The sequence below is a fragment of the Hafnia sp. genome, from assembly GCF_036648275.1.
In the GTDB taxonomy this organism is placed as follows: domain Bacteria; phylum Pseudomonadota; class Gammaproteobacteria; order Enterobacterales; family Enterobacteriaceae; genus Hafnia; species Hafnia alvei.
This window is the reverse complement of the sequence record NZ_JAVXIQ010000003.1, coordinates 36,001-50,264: the sequence shown is the minus strand read 5'-3', so window position 1 is coordinate 50,264 and position 14,264 is coordinate 36,001. Positions and strand designations below refer to the sequence as shown.

Below are 14,264 nucleotides of genomic sequence, written 5' to 3'. Positions count from 1 at the left end.
GACCGGTGAGAATCAAAACGCCCCACCGGTTTTGCCTCTGACTGGAGGGTGGATATGGAAGAAGAAGAGTTCAAACCTGATGAAGATCTAAAGCCTGACGCAAGCGATCGTCGTCCGACTCGCACACGCAAGGCTCGTCCTTCAGCGCCAAAATTAGCGGTATCTCGTCAGCATATGATGATGGGGATCGGTATTTTAGTGCTGTTGGTGTTGATCATCGGCATTGGTTCAGCGTTGAAATCACCCTCGAAAGGTGAGGCAGGCCAGCAGGCTAACAACGGCGGAACCAAAGATATCAGCCTGTCGGGATCTTCTACCTTATCCAATAATACTGCGAGTAATACCACTGATGCCCACGATGGTAGCGGTGTTAACAACTCAGGTATGATTGACCATTCCGCTGACGCTGGTAACGCGCCCGCTGCGCAGCCGCAAGATGTTTCAGTTCCGCCGATTTCCAATACGCCAACTCAGGCCGCACCAGTTCAAGGTGAGCAAGGGCAACAGCGTATTGATCTGGCGGGCAATAATATGTCGGATGCACTGACTCAACAGCAAGGTCAGGTTGACTCTGCGGTACAAGGTATTGATGGTGGAGCTAATGCTTCAACATTGCCAACGGCTCCGGCTACGTTGGGCTCGGGTGCTGCTGTTTCTAAGCCTGTTACTAACGGCGGTACCGCGCAAAATATTCGCCCGATCCAGACCAAACCAGCATCTACGGCGAACAGTAATACAGCCAAGCCACATTCTGGTAAAACAACGGTTAGCAAAACGCCTGCTCATACGGCAAACGTTGCGAAACCAACGAACACCAAGACGCCAGTAACGACGGCAACTAAACCGGCGACGCACGCGGTGAGTTCTGCCGTTAGCGGTGCGAATGCGTCATTGAAAGGTGCGCCTTCTAACCACTATACGTTACAGCTGAGCAGCGCCTCGCGGTCAGACTCTCTGAACGCCTATGCGAAAAAACAGAATTTGGCTCATTATTGGGTTTATGAAACTACCCGTAACGGCAAGCCTTGGTATGTACTGGTGAGCGGAAGTTACTCAAGTTCAGCTGAAGCAAAACGGGCGGTGTCTACGCTCCCTGCTGATGTTCAGGCGAAGAACCCTTGGGTGCGTCCGATGAGTCAGGTACAAAAAGACGTTAAAAAATAAACAGTGGTATACCTCAGTTATTACAGCTGCGAGTCCATTTTGGTCTTCGCAGCTGCGAATAAGAACGGTATAAATGCGCGCTGATGTGCTGTCTAGAACAGTGTTTGATCCGCCGATTTGAATTGTAAAAGTAGCTTACTGACGGCATGAAGAAAAACCGCGCTTTTTTAAAATGGGCTGGTGGAAAGTATCCACTGGTAGACGAAATTCGTCGATATTTGCCTGCCGGAAAGCGGTTGATCGAGCCCTTTGTTGGGGCCGGTTCCGTATTTTTGAATACGGATTATGAGGAATACCTGTTAGCGGATATTAACGCTGACCTGATCAGTCTGTACAACATCGTTAAAACTCAGCCTGATAACTTCGTACGTGACGCTAAAGTGATGTTTAGCGGAGAGTTTAATCAATCTGAAATGTTTTATGCTCTGCGGTCTGAGTTTAATCAGAGCCAGGATCCATACCGTAGAGCGGTGTTGTTCCTGTACTTGAACCGCCATTGTTATAACGGATTATGCCGCTATAACTCTCGTGGTGAATTCAATGTACCGTTTGGTCGCTACAAGAAACCCTATTTCCCTGAAGCTGAATTGTATTGGTTTGCGCAGAAAGCGCAGAAAGCGACTTTTGTCTGTGAACACTACACGCAGTCGATGAGCCAAGCGGTGGATGGAACGGTGGTGTATTGTGATCCGCCTTATGCTCCACTGTCTGCAACCGCGAATTTTACGGCTTATCACACCAACAGTTTCAGCATGACAGATCAATTAAAGCTCGCTGAAGTGGCATCAAATTTATCGTTGCAGCATAAGATCCCGGTACTGATCTCCAATCATGATACCGAACTGACACGCCACTGGTATGCACAGGCCGATCTGTTTGTTGTGAGCGCACGTCGAACGATTAGCAGCAAAGTCGGTGGACGTAACAAAGTAGACGAATTGCTGGCGCTGTATTCCTGAAATTTGCACAGTGTCTGAACCGAGCACATGGAGAAACGGATGAAACAGTATTTAATTGCCCCGTCGATTTTGTCTGCAGACTTTGCCCGTTTGGGGGAAGATACTGCCAAAGTTTTGGCATCAGGCGCTGACGTTGTTCATTTTGACGTAATGGATAATCATTATGTCCCGAATTTAACCATCGGCCCGATGGTGTGTAAGGCACTGCGCGACTACGGTATTACTGCGCCTATTGATGTGCACTTGATGGTGAAGCCAGTCGATCGCATCATTCCTGACTTTGCTGAGGCAGGCGCTAGCATTATCTCTTTCCATCCTGAAGCCTCTGAGCACGTTGATCGCTCATTGCAGCTGATTAAATCCTTGGGCTGCAAAGCTGGTTTGGTGTTCAACCCTGCGACATCGCTGAGCTATCTTGAATACGTAATGGATAAAGTGGATGTGATCCTGCTGATGTCAGTAAACCCCGGCTTCGGTGGTCAGTCGTTTATCCCTGCGACGTTGGATAAACTGCGTCAGGTACGTAAGCTTATCGATGCCAGCGGCCGCGATATTCGTTTAGAAGTCGATGGCGGTGTGAAGGTCGATAATATTGGTGCCATTGCTGCCGCTGGTGCAGACATGTTTGTTGCTGGCTCCGCGATCTTTGGCCATCCAGATTACGAACAGATTATCACTCAGATGCGTGGCGAAATTGCCAAGGCGTGTAATGAGTAGCTCCGGCTCTACCCAGTTCATAACCAAACGTTTTGAAGGCATTCAGGCGATTGCTTTCGATTTGGATGGCACGCTGGTGGATAGTGCTTCGGGCCTAGCGGCTGCGATGGACAAAGCCATGAAGGAATTAGGGCTGCCTATTCCAGGATTGGAGCGTGTAAAGAACTGGATCGGAAACGGCGCAGATATGCTGGTGAATCGCGCCTTAGTTTGGGCGGATCAAGAACCAACCGATGCACTGTGTCAGCGTACCCGAGCCGCATTTGATTTTTATTATGCCAGCACGGTTGAAACCGGCAGTCAGCTTTACCCTGAAGTGGCACAAACGCTTGCTTCGTTATCTCGTCATGGCTATTTGCTAGCTCTTATTACCAATAAGCCTACGCCGTTTGTGCGACCACTGCTGATCTCCCTCGGCATCGATGGTTATTTCACTCATATCGTGGGTGGTGATGACGTGGTGAAGAAAAAACCCCATCCCGCCCCGTTATATCTGGTACTGGCTAAAACTGGCGTACTGGCGAGTGAATTGCTGTTTGTCGGTGATTCTCGTAACGACATTCAGGCCGCGCATGCTGCTGGGTGTCCATCGGTGGGGATGACCTATGGCTATAACTACGGTGAGCCCATCGAACGTAGTGAGCCAAGCTGTGTGCTAAACCAATTTTCTGACTTGTTGCCCCTGATCGGGCTGCCCCCTTTAAGCTAAGACGTATAGGAACTGTGACATGAGTAAGCCCATCGTTTTCAGTGGCGCACAGCCATCTGGTGAACTGACCATTGGTAACTACATGGGTGCTCTGCGCCAGTGGGTGCAGATGCAGGATGAATACGATTGCATTTATTGCATCGTCGATCAGCACGCGATTACCGTGCGTCAAGATGCTCAGCAACTGCGTAAAGCGACCTTGGATACGCTGGCACTGTATCTGGCCTGTGGTATCGATCCAGAGAAAAGCACCATCTTTGTTCAGTCTCATGTTCCTGAACATACTCAGCTCGGCTGGGTGCTTAACTGCTACACCTACTTTGGTGAACTGAGCCGCATGACCCAGTTCAAAGATAAATCGGCGCGCTATGCTGAGAATATCAATGCGGGATTGTTCGATTATCCTGTACTGATGGCGGCGGATATCTTGCTGTACCAAACCACTCAGGTACCGGTGGGTGAAGATCAGAAGCAGCATCTGGAACTGAGCCGTGATGTGGCAGCACGTTTCAACGCGCTGTATGGTGATATCTTTAAAGTGCCAGAGCCGTTTATTCCTAAGTCCGGTGCTCGCGTGATGTCTTTGTTAGAACCGACCAAAAAGATGTCCAAATCGGATGATAACCGCAATAACGTCATCGGTTTACTGGAAGATCCTAAGTCTGTTATTAAGAAGATCAAACGTGCGGTAACTGATTCTGATGAGCCAGCAGTAGTGCGTTATGACGTCGTGAACAAAGCCGGTGTTTCAAACCTGCTGGATATACTCGCTGGCGTCACGGGTAAAACTATCCCAGAATTGGAACAAGAGTTTGAAGGCAAGATGTACGGCCATTTAAAAGGTGCCGTTGCCGAAGCAGTTTCTGAAATGCTGACTGAATTGCAGGAGCGTTATAACCGTTTCCGTAATGATGAGGCTTTCTTGCAGCAGGTCATGCGTGACGGGGCTCAGAAAGCGCGTGCGCGTGCACAAGAAACGGTGAAAAAAGTCTACGATGCTATTGGTTTTGTCGCTCAGCCGTAAGGTGTGACAGCTATGCCATAATGCATAAACCCGCTTATCGATAGCGGGTTTTTTATTTCCAATAATCCCATAATCTTTCTATTTATTGAAATATGAATTTATAGTATTAAGAAATTTATTCTTGTTTATTTGGATTGAAATAGGAAAGGGAATAAACAATAAAAATAGGCGGCGTAACTTCATATTATTTATGCTCATCAGTAATAAACTGACAAGCATAAATATATTAATCTCTGAACTGCTCATTCAACCAAATAATTCTATGGTTGTTTTTCCACTGGGCCACAGCCGCCGATCATTTTAGAAATAGAAAGGGCAGGGGTGAACCAGTAGTCATAGCTACAGTTTTTTTCTTTGTTATCAATGTGCCCGCTACATGCGGTTAGCGTTGAGAGAACTGCAGCAACAATAGCAATTTTAATCAGCTTGTTCATTAGATATTCCTTATCTTAAATGCGTATTTATAGTTTTTAAATATATTCCATCGGGATGAGAATAATAAATATAAACTAGGTCTTGAAATAGATCGGCTGCACTATAGGTTATAAAGAATATACTGACAAGTTAGTTAATGAATTTATCTATCACTAATTCATGAAGGCTGATTTAAGTAAGCCCAATGTGTTATAAATATGATGCTATTTATAGGCTGACATGTATTAGGTTGTTAATATACCTCCCTGAATATAGAGGAGGTATACTTTTAATTAGTCTAAAATTATTAATTTAACTTCAGCTATCAATAACGTTTAGTCATTTCTGAAGTTATAGGTAAAGGTGGCGCTAAAACGCCAATCTCGGCGATTGCTATCGCTGGGGAGGTCAGCAATCGGACGTGCACCTTCAAAGGTTAATGAGTAATGCTTGCTATCACCCAACATGACACCAACGGCATAGGAGGCAAGGTTCTGAGTGGGCAGGCCGCTTTGGTTAAACTGGGTATGTGCCGTATCCATCAACACATAAGGTTGCACGGTCTTTAGCCATTCCCCCTGTTCTCTATTATGCAGATAGCGCATTTCTATTTGTCCCCCATAGCCATAATCGCCGCTGGCTTCGCCATCTGGATAGCCTCGGCCATAGCGCTGCGCGCCAAATGAGACTCGCTCTGGTTCAGGTAGCGTATTATCTGTCCAATCACCTTCAAGCGAAGTGCTTAAGCGCCACTTTTTATCAAACAGGTAAGCCGCTTCTCCATTCCATCTATAGCTCGTAAATGATAGGTCTGCGGGGGAATTGGTATTGGTTGCGCCGAAGTCGTTAATGCCTTGTCGTATACCAAATCGTGTACTCCAATAGGACTGGGTATATTCACGATAGCCATTGAGGGAAAACTCTGCCGCTGGATAGCGTGTATGGAAATTGGCATCGGGCAAGGCAGCCTGCTGGGTCGCATTTCTGACCCGCAGTTTGTAGTCGTAGCGTTTGTCGAGATAGTCGAGTTCGCCATTCACAGTCCATTGCTGTTGACGAGTTAGCATCAATGGATAACTGAATGCGACGCCTCCGTTGTACTGGGTCTGTTTCTCTTTAGCATCAAGAGAAATACCGTTGCTTGTTGTAAGAATCGTGGTGTAGTCGTCAGGATTTTGTTGAACAAAGCTCCCTTTAATCTGCATAAGTAGCCCGCTGTCGTTGACATATTGCTGGTAGTTCAACCCTAGCAGGCTTTTGCGGGTACTTTTATCGAGTGGGACTAATGTCGAAACGGCAAGTTGTTCGCCATAGTTGCTAAATCCGCTGAACGTGGCGTTCACGAAAGCGAGGCTTTCGCCTTTACGTGAGTCGAATGTGGTATTGACATCCCAGTTGCGTGGGTGCTTCGCGTCAACCACCATTTCTGCTGCGCCAAAGATGTTATTGGGCGGCGCGGCGCTGGCGGTGACTTTGGTATCAGGGGTTCTCGACATCAAAATGCTATAGCGCTCAAAGGTTTTCTGTGTGAGCGGCTTCTCTTCCATGATGCGTTTTGACAGTTTTGTCAGCCAGCCGCCAACGGCTGCGTTATCGCTTTGGATTCTTGTATTAGCAATATAGCCTTCGACCAAACCAACCTGCACGTTACCGTTGTGAAAATTATCAGCGGGAAGATAGGCATAGGAAAGAACATAGCCGTCTTTTTGATATCTCTGGGTTATGGTGTTGGTGATGGTGATAAGGGTACTTAAGGGCACTTTCTGACCAATAACCCCTGTATAGGGCTGAATCAATTCCTGTAACGGATAGCGGGTTCCACCAATAAAAACAATATGCCTCACATCAATAAGCGTATTCGGTGTGAGCGTAGGGATATTGTTTGAAGGGGAGGATACTTTGGGAACATCGACCTTTGAAGGCTGAGGGAGCGGTTTTCCTGCCTGAGTTGCTAGTTTTGTTGGATTATTAGGATCGATAAAAGCAGGAAGTATTTCCGCAAAGCTGCTGCCAATCGTCATACCAGAGAGCACAACGGCCAGAGTTTTTAATTTCATAGCGGGTTCCTTATGAAGAAAAATCAAAGAAACTCAACGAGCAAATTGGCGATCCCGGACCGCTTGGCAATAAACCTACGGGATCGCCATAATAACTTGATATGTTATTTATTCTTAGGTGTGAGCAATCCAGAGACTCCACCCAATAATCCACTAGAGCCGTTATTGCTTGTCGCACCAGATGCTCCTGTTGTCGAAACCCCAGCCCCAGCCCCAGCCCCAGTGACGCTCGTTACTCCAGAGGTTATACCGCTTACGGTGGTGATTAATCCGCCACCTAAGCCAGCGCTGCCAGCAGGCGTTGTTGCAGAAACTCCAGCGCCTAAACCTGCCGTGATCGAACCAAGGCCACCAGCGCTACTGCCAGAAGTCGCTGGCTTCACTAACCCACCGCTATCGGTCACCGCATTGCCCACGCTTGTTACTGCTTGGCCAGCACCATTTAAGGCAGGGACACTGGTGCTCAGCTGTGAGCCAGCGCCGCTGACACCGTTTCCAACACTGGTGAGGAGTCCATTCACCGGTGTGCCAAGTCCAGTGGCTCCACCGACGGTCTGCGTTACGGTTTGAGTCTGAGAAAGAACAGGATTTACCACACTAGTTACGCCGGTAGTTGTGTCGGAAAGGGCTCCCGTTTGTACGCTGGTAGTTAACCCGTTACTGACATTGGTGACGAGGCCTCCGGTTCCGCTTACTAAGCCACCTGCGGTTTGTGTCACACCATTGAGCGGTGTGTTACCACCTAATGCACTGACATTGTTGCCAATGCCCGTAACACCTGATCCGACGTTACCGGTAGCTTTCGTGACACCTGCGACGGTTGTTCCTAATCCGTTGGCATTTGAGCTGTTACCGAGCCCGTTTTGTAAACCAGAACCTATATTGGAGACAGCGCCGCCACCGGTGCTGGTGACTATCTGTACCGTAGATGTCACTGGGTTATTGGTGGGAAGAGGAAGCTGAGTACCCAGCGAACTAATCTGGCTACCTACGCCGTTGAGAGCACCGCCAGTATCTTTGATAATATTAGCCGCTGCTGTTTGTGAGGATGAGCCCCCGCCGGTTCCGCCACCAGAGCCCCCGCCGGTTCCGCCACCAGAGCCTCCGCCGGTTCCACCACCAGAACCTCCGCCGGTTCCACCACCAGAACCTCCGCCGGTTCCACCACCAGAACCTCCGCCGGTTCCACCACCAGAACCTCCGCCGGTTCCACCACCAGAACCTCCGCTGGTTCCGCCACCAGAACCCCCGCCGGTTCCACCACCAGAACCTCCGCCGCCATCAGACCCACCGCCAACGGTGCCGGGAGAACCATTTTTTGCCGTATTGTGCGAACCACCGCCGCCGCCACTACAGGCAGCAAGCGACAGCGCTAAAATTATTGCCACCCCAATGGTACTTAGGCGGCCAAAAGTTTTCTGGCTCATAGGATGACTCCGCAGATGAAAACGCCAAAGCGGCGTAATTCAAGTGTAAGAGTTAGAATTATCCAGCGCCATGTGAAGGAATACTTTATTTTCTTCTGTGATGAATAATATGAATTTTTAGTTTTTAATTGATGTGAAGCCTTGAGCTTGCTGCTCTCAAGGCTTTATTTGGATGCGAGGTTTTGCGGAGGTATTAATCCAATTATCTGACAATAATTAAGATTTATTTATTAGTTATCCCACTAAACCAATTGAGTTTATCGCGTAGTGAAACGACGGCACCAACGATAATCAAGCTCGGGCTTTCGACCTGTTGTGCCAGTTCGCCTAAAGCAGCAAGTTCTCCGGTGACTACTTTTTGCTGCACCGACGTACCGTTTTCCACCAAGGCAATAGGCATGGACTCACTCATTCCGTGCTTGATTAACTGTGTCTGGATTTCAGCGGCTTGGTTCAATCCCATATAAAACACTAAGGTTTGTTTTTCAGCCGCTAAATTTGCCCAATCGAGCGAGGTATCTTTTTTGGCATGACCCGTGACCAAGCGTACGCTTTGAGCGTAATCGCGGTGGGTGAGTGGAATGCCGCTGTAGGCTGAGCAGCCGGACGCTGCCGTAATCCCAGGGACAACGGAGAAGGCAATGCTGTCATCTGCTAGCACTTCCAGCTCTTCGCCACCGCGACCAAAAATAAAGGGATCGCCACCTTTTAAGCGCACCACGCGTTTGCCATTGCGAGCGTTGCGCAGCAGGATTTGGTTGATTTCATCCTGAGGCACGCAATGGAAGCCTGCGCGTTTGCCAACGAAAATGCGTTCAGCGTCACGGCGGACTAAATTCATGATGTCGTCAGAGACCAGACGGTCATAAACCACCACGTCAGCTTGTTGGATCTGCTGCAAGCCTTTCAGTGTCAGTAGCCCTGCATCTCCTGGCCCTGCGCCAACCAGAACCACTTCGCCACGCTGCTCCAATGGCTGTTCAAATAGATCGGTGAGATGCTTATCAACCATCTCTGCGTCTTGGTTTGCTAAAGACTGAGCGAGACGATCGTGGGCGAACAGACGTTCCCAAAAACGCCTGCGTAGCGTAATCGTTGAGAATTTATCTTTCACCTGCTGGCGTAGGTCACCGGCTAAGCGAGCTAGCTGGCCTAAATGCTGAGGCAAAATAGCTTCAAGCTTTTCACGTAGCAGGCGAGCAAGCACCGGCGATTTACCGCCTGAAGAAACCGCGACCATCAGCGGGGAGCGGTCGATAATAGAGGGCATGATAAAACTGGCGCGTTTAGGCGCATCAACCACGTTGCAGAAGATCTGACGTTCGCTGGCTTGCTGATAAACAAGATCGTTAACGTTCTCATCATCGGTTGCAGCAATAACCAGCCAAACACCTTCGAGCAAAGCGGGAGAAAATTCGCCATGTGCCTGTTTTAGCTTGCCATCTTGTGCCCATAGATCAAATTGTGGGGTGAACTCTTTGGCGTTAACCATGATATCTGCGCCTGCATCCATCAGCAGTCGTGCTTTGCGTTCAGCGACTTCGCCACCGCCGACGAGCAGGCAGGCTTTTTGCTGCAGTTGGCAAAAAATCGGTAAATAGTCCATCCAACAATCCTCACTACGGAAATTTGCTTCGGCAAAAAATAGCGCACCGCCTGAGCGATGCGCCATAAAATCATTAAGCAGTCTGATTTTTTTGTGCTGTGGCTTCCGTTACCGGGCGCTGTGTGCGCGGCGTTGCATACCAGTAGCCAAGGCCCATAAAGACCGCACCGGATAATGTATTACCCAGAGTTACCCACAGCAGATTATGGCCGATACCGCTCAGGGTAAAGGATTCGCTGTGGTTGCCGAGCCAAGATAGGGCAAAAAGGGTCATGTTGGCAACCGAGTGCTCGTAGCCAGAGGCAATAAATGCGAGCAAGCACCACCAAATGGCCAAGAATTTGCCTGCACCTTCAGTGCGCAGCGCCATCCAAATCGCTAAACAGACCAGCCAGTTACACAGCGCCCCTTTGAAGAACAGCACGGCAGCAGGTGCCGTGGTTTTCGCTAGTGCGGCGGTGTGCACTAAGCTGCTATCTACAGGCAATAAATTTCCGCCACCGTAATAATATAAAACGGCGACGAAGATTGAACCGATCAGATTGCCCAACCATGTTTGCGGCAGAATGGCTAACCACTGGCCTCCGCTAATGGTGCCGGCTTTCACACCCAGCGTCAGGAACATGGTGTGGCCGGTAAACAGCTCAGAACCGGCAATGATCACCAGCGTTAAGGCGATACCAAACGTTGCGCCCATAAGCAGAGGACGCAGTGCCGGTTCAACCATATTGCCGAGCGTGAAGATCAGGATGATGCCGAGGCCAACATAAGCCCCCGCCATCGCAGAGCTAATCCAAAATCCAAACGGGTTATCTTTGTTCAGGCGAACAATACGTGCTGCATTGGTTGCGCATTTATTGATGGTGTCGGTAAACATACTGGCTTCCATGATTTAAGGTTTAAAAACGAATTCTTGGCTGATCCCCTTAATCTCCCCTTTGCAGGGAAAAACGCTGCGCACCGTTTACCTGTCCTCATCTGTGTCAGAGAGGGCAAGTATTTATGTTTCGGTATAGCACCGTCAGTCCCTCCCCCCGAGAGGGGGGAGGTTAGGAGGGGGATCTTGCGATAATTAATCCGCCGAACGTACCTGCACAAACCCGTCAACCAGACGGGTTGCAAAATGCGGTACGGAATGGGCTTCATCTTCGAGGCAAAGCCCATCGACCAAGCGGAAATGCTGTTTTTTCAGCGGGCTAGCAACCCACAGTTCGCCCTGATGTTCAGCAATCAGGCCGCGAGACAGCACGCTTGAACCGGCAAAGGGATCGATATTGGAGATGGCAAAAACCTGCTCATCTTGGTAAGGACGGAATACCGCCACCTGATGAGTGCCCACCAAAGCGCACACGCCGGTGCCGGGTAGAATATCGTTTAACGGGCAAACATTAATCCACTGGCTCATGCGTTAGCCTCCTCGGTTGCGATCAGGGTGACAGGAATACGCTCGTCTGGGCGTGCAGGACGATGCTGGGCGCGTTCAGACACAATCTGAACGTTAGGGTCACGTTGATCGCTGTTGATGAAGTGAGCGAAGCGTACCTGCGCCTCAGGGGTGTTCACGGTTTCAGTCCATTCGCAGATCACTTTTTCGCGCAGGCGGGCAATTTCTTGCTCCAGCAACGCATTCATCCCGAGTTTATCGTTGATGATGACAGAACGCAGGTAGTCGATACCGCCTTCCAAGCTTTCTAACCAAACAGACGTACGCTGTAATTTATCGCCGGTACGGATGTAGAACATCATGAAACGATCGAGGTATTTGATCAGCGTTTCGCGATCGAGATCGGCAGCCAATAAATCACCATGGCGCGGTTTCATCCCGCCGTTACCACATACGTAGAGGTTCCAGCCATTTTCGGTGGCGATAATACCCACGTCTTTGCCCTGTGCTTCTGAACATTCACGCGTACAGCCGGAGACACCGAATTTCATTTTGTGCGGTGTACGAATGCCTTTGTAGCGGTTTTCCAATTCCACGCCGAAGCCAACGCTGTCGCCTACGCCGTAACGGCACCATGTGCTGCCGACGCAGGTTTTTGCCATGCGCAGTGCTTTGGCATAGGCATGACCGGTTTCAAAGCCCGCTTCAATCAGTTTGCTCCAGATAGCAGGTAAATCGTCTTTCTGTGCACCAAACATACCGATACGCTGTGAACCGGTGATTTTGGTATACAGATTGTATTCGCGTGCGATCTGGCCGATGGCCAGCAGGCCTTCTGGGGTGATTTCACCACCAGCAGAACGAGGGATCACCGAGTAGGTGCCGTCTTTCTGAATGTTGGCAAGGAAGTTGTCATTGGTGTCCTGCAGCGGGGTGAGCTCCGGTTGCAGAATGTAGTCGTTCCAGCATGAAGCCAGCAGAGAACCGACCGTTGGTTTACACACTTCACAGCCGTAGCCTTTGCCGTATTTTTCCAGCAGCTCGTTGAAGGATTTAATCTCTTCTACGCGGATGAGGTGATACAGCTCTTGGCGTGAATAGGCAAAGTGTTCGCATAGGTGGTTATTGACTTCAATACCTTGCTTAGCCAATTCGGCGTTGAGCACCTGAGTCACGAGTGGAATACAACCACCGCAGCCGGTACCGGCTTTCGTTGCCGATTTAATCGCTGCAACGGTATGACAGCCTGCGTTGACCGCCTTGATAATGTCGCCTTTGCTGACGTCAAAGCAGGAGCAGATTTGCGCCGTTTCTGGCAATGATTCCACGCCGATCGCCGGTTTACCTTTGCCCGCGTGCGCAGGCAGGATCAGGCTGTCTGGGTGTTCTGGCAGTTCAATATCGTTGAGCGTGAGCTGAAGCAGATTGCCATAATCGCTGGTATCGCCCACTAACACCGCGCCGAGCAGGCGTTTGTTGTCTGCACTGACGATAATGCGTTTGTAGATTTCTTGGCTTTCATCAAGATAAACGTAGCTGCGAGCGCCTTCGGTGCGGCCGTGTGCATCACCGATGCCGCCGACGTCTACGCCCAACAGTTTCAACTTGGCGCTCATATCTGCGCCGTGGAAGCCATTTTCGTTGCCAAGTAGGTGGTCAACGGTGACCTGAGCCATTTTGTAGCCAGGAGCGACCAAGCCGAAAGTACGGTCGTTCCATGATGCGCATTCGCCGATCGCGTACACGTCAGGATCGGAGGTTTGGCACTGATCGTTAATCACGATCCCGCCGCGACGCGCGGTGGCTAATCCACATTGGTGTGCGAGTTTATCCTGCGGGCGGATACCGGTTGAGAAAACGATGAAGTCGATTTCAAGCTCGGTGCCATCGGCAAAGCGCATGGTTTTACGCGCTTCGCTGCCGGAATGGATAATTTCTTGGGTATTTTTGCTGGTATGAACGCGCACGCCCATACGCTCGATTTTTTCACGCAGTTGCTGGCCGCCCATCGGGTCGAGCTGCTCAGCCATTAATACAGGCGCAAATTCGATAACGTGAGTTTCCACGCCCAGATTTTTCAGCGCACCAGCGGCTTCTAAGCCGAGGAGACCGCCGCCGACCACGGCGCCGCGTTTGCTACGGCGTGCACAGGCTTCAATGGCGTTAAGATCTTCGATGGTACGATAAACAAAGCAATCCTGGCCTTCGCTGCCTTTAATTGGCGGGATCCACGGGTATGATCCGGTTGCCATAATCAGCTTGTCGTACTGAATAGTACGGCCAGAGTTGGAATAGATAATTTTCTCACTGCGATTGATCGTAATCGCACGTTCACCGACCAGCACGGTGACGTTGTGCTTTTGGTAGAAGCCTTCTCGAACGAGCGACAGCTCTTCGGCGGTGTGATGTGAGAAGTAGGAAGAAAGATGAACTCGGTCGTAGGCGACACGAGGCTCTTCACAGAAAACGGTAATCTCAAATTGATTCGGTTCAGCCTTTTCTAATAGTTCTTCGATGAAGCGGTGGCCGACCATCCCGTTACCGATAATGGCGAGTCTAATTTTGCTCATTTTTGCCTCAAATTTTAAAATCCTACGCCTACCATAATCCTCCGTAGTTTGTATTTATTGATGTAAATCAATTTGACCCTCATATACCTCTAAGGTGGTAGTTGACTGATTTCATTGATATTTTGTTAAGTTGTGGATTTTTCGCAACTTTAGCTGAAACGTGTCAGTTTGATAATAAATGAGCCATGAAAAGTGAAATGCTATTTTGTTTTATTTTTAAGCAATCTTGTAAC

12 protein-coding genes are annotated in these 14,264 nt (G+C 49.5%); 5 read left to right on the top strand and 7 right to left on the bottom strand.

What is annotated here, in order from left to right:
• The first annotated feature begins 54 nt into the window (after window positions 1–54).
• The 5 genes from RSC70_RS04385 (at window position 55) to trpS (ending at window position 4,573) form a co-directional block, all read left to right on the top strand.
• Window positions 55–1,164 (top strand): SPOR domain-containing protein, encoded by a 1,110-nt coding sequence (locus RSC70_RS04385; RefSeq protein WP_332541817.1) that lies wholly within the window; start codon window positions 55–57, stop codon window positions 1,162–1,164.
• Between the two features lie 146 nt (window positions 1,165–1,310).
• Window positions 1,311–2,123 (top strand): adenine-specific DNA-methyltransferase, encoded by an 813-nt coding sequence (gene dam / locus RSC70_RS04380; protein ID WP_040046999.1) that lies wholly within the window; start codon window positions 1,311–1,313, stop codon window positions 2,121–2,123.
• Between the two features lie 39 nt (window positions 2,124–2,162).
• Window positions 2,163–2,840 (top strand): ribulose-phosphate 3-epimerase, encoded by a 678-nt coding sequence (gene rpe, locus RSC70_RS04375; protein WP_025799279.1) that lies wholly within the window; start codon window positions 2,163–2,165, stop codon window positions 2,838–2,840.
• Complete coding sequence (locus RSC70_RS04370) at window positions 2,833–3,549, top strand: phosphoglycolate phosphatase (RefSeq protein WP_130933904.1); 717 nt, start codon at window positions 2,833–2,835, stop codon at window positions 3,547–3,549. The genes rpe and RSC70_RS04370 overlap by 8 nt, the downstream gene beginning before the upstream one ends.
• Window positions 3,550–3,568: 19 nt before the next feature.
• Entirely contained in the window at window positions 3,569–4,573 is a 1,005-nt protein-coding gene (gene trpS / locus RSC70_RS04365; protein ID WP_040046997.1) for a tryptophan--tRNA ligase, read from the top strand.
• Window positions 4,574–4,833: 260 nt separating this feature from the next.
• Here the strand turns inward: trpS and RSC70_RS04360 are convergent, their stop codons facing one another.
• From RSC70_RS04360 to nirB, 7 genes are all read right to left on the bottom strand, one after another.
• The gene (locus RSC70_RS04360; protein WP_071892161.1) at window positions 4,834–5,007 is read right to left on the bottom strand and encodes a YhfL family protein; all 174 of its coding nucleotides are present in this window, start codon (window positions 5,005–5,007) and stop codon (window positions 4,834–4,836) included.
• Between the two features lie 315 nt (window positions 5,008–5,322).
• On the bottom strand, window positions 5,323–7,044 hold the full coding sequence (locus RSC70_RS04355) for a ShlB/FhaC/HecB family hemolysin secretion/activation protein (RefSeq protein ID WP_332541813.1): 1,722 nt from the start codon (window positions 7,042–7,044) through the stop codon (window positions 5,323–5,325).
• Window positions 7,045–7,148: 104 nt separating this feature from the next.
• On the bottom strand, window positions 7,149–8,471 hold the full coding sequence (locus tag RSC70_RS04350; protein ID WP_332541812.1) for a collagen-like triple helix repeat-containing protein: 1,323 nt from the start codon (window positions 8,469–8,471) through the stop codon (window positions 7,149–7,151).
• A gap of 223 nt (window positions 8,472–8,694) precedes the next feature.
• A complete protein-coding gene (gene cysG / locus RSC70_RS04345; RefSeq protein WP_332541811.1) occupies window positions 8,695–10,077 on the bottom strand; it encodes a siroheme synthase CysG in 1,383 nt (460 codons plus the stop codon).
• Between the two features lie 73 nt (window positions 10,078–10,150).
• Entirely contained in the window at window positions 10,151–10,954 is an 804-nt protein-coding gene (gene nirC, locus RSC70_RS04340; RefSeq protein WP_332541810.1) for a nitrite transporter NirC, read from the bottom strand.
• 195 nt (window positions 10,955–11,149) lie between these two features.
• On the bottom strand, window positions 11,150–11,482 hold the full coding sequence (nirD, locus tag RSC70_RS04335; RefSeq protein ID WP_025799268.1) for a nitrite reductase small subunit NirD: 333 nt from the start codon (window positions 11,480–11,482) through the stop codon (window positions 11,150–11,152).
• Window positions 11,479–14,031 (bottom strand): nitrite reductase large subunit NirB, encoded by a 2,553-nt coding sequence (gene nirB, locus RSC70_RS04330; protein WP_043489549.1) that lies wholly within the window; start codon window positions 14,029–14,031, stop codon window positions 11,479–11,481. The genes nirD and nirB overlap by 4 nt, the downstream gene beginning before the upstream one ends.
• Window positions 14,032–14,264 lie beyond the last annotated feature (233 nt).

Coding starts and splice junctions, on each gene's coding strand:
- RSC70_RS04385 (WP_332541817.1), top strand. CDS start 55: ATGGAAGAAGAAGAGTTCAAACCTGATGAAGATCTAAAGCCTGACGCA.
- dam (WP_040046999.1), top strand. CDS start 1,311: ATGAAGAAAAACCGCGCTTTTTTAAAATGGGCTGGTGGAAAGTATCCA.
- rpe (WP_025799279.1), top strand. CDS start 2,163: ATGAAACAGTATTTAATTGCCCCGTCGATTTTGTCTGCAGACTTTGCC.
- RSC70_RS04370 (WP_130933904.1), top strand. CDS start 2,833: ATGAGTAGCTCCGGCTCTACCCAGTTCATAACCAAACGTTTTGAAGGC.
- trpS (WP_040046997.1), top strand. CDS start 3,569: ATGAGTAAGCCCATCGTTTTCAGTGGCGCACAGCCATCTGGTGAACTG.
- RSC70_RS04360 (WP_071892161.1), bottom strand. CDS start 5,007: ATGAACAAGCTGATTAAAATTGCTATTGTTGCTGCAGTTCTCTCAACG.
- RSC70_RS04355 (WP_332541813.1), bottom strand. CDS start 7,044: ATGAAATTAAAAACTCTGGCCGTTGTGCTCTCTGGTATGACGATTGGC.
- RSC70_RS04350 (WP_332541812.1), bottom strand. CDS start 8,471: ATGAGCCAGAAAACTTTTGGCCGCCTAAGTACCATTGGGGTGGCAATA.
- cysG (WP_332541811.1), bottom strand. CDS start 10,077: ATGGACTATTTACCGATTTTTTGCCAACTGCAGCAAAAAGCCTGCCTG.
- nirC (WP_332541810.1), bottom strand. CDS start 10,954: ATGTTTACCGACACCATCAATAAATGCGCAACCAATGCAGCACGTATT.
- nirD (WP_025799268.1), bottom strand. CDS start 11,482: ATGAGCCAGTGGATTAATGTTTGCCCGTTAAACGATATTCTACCCGGC.
- nirB (WP_043489549.1), bottom strand. CDS start 14,031: ATGAGCAAAATTAGACTCGCCATTATCGGTAACGGGATGGTCGGCCAC.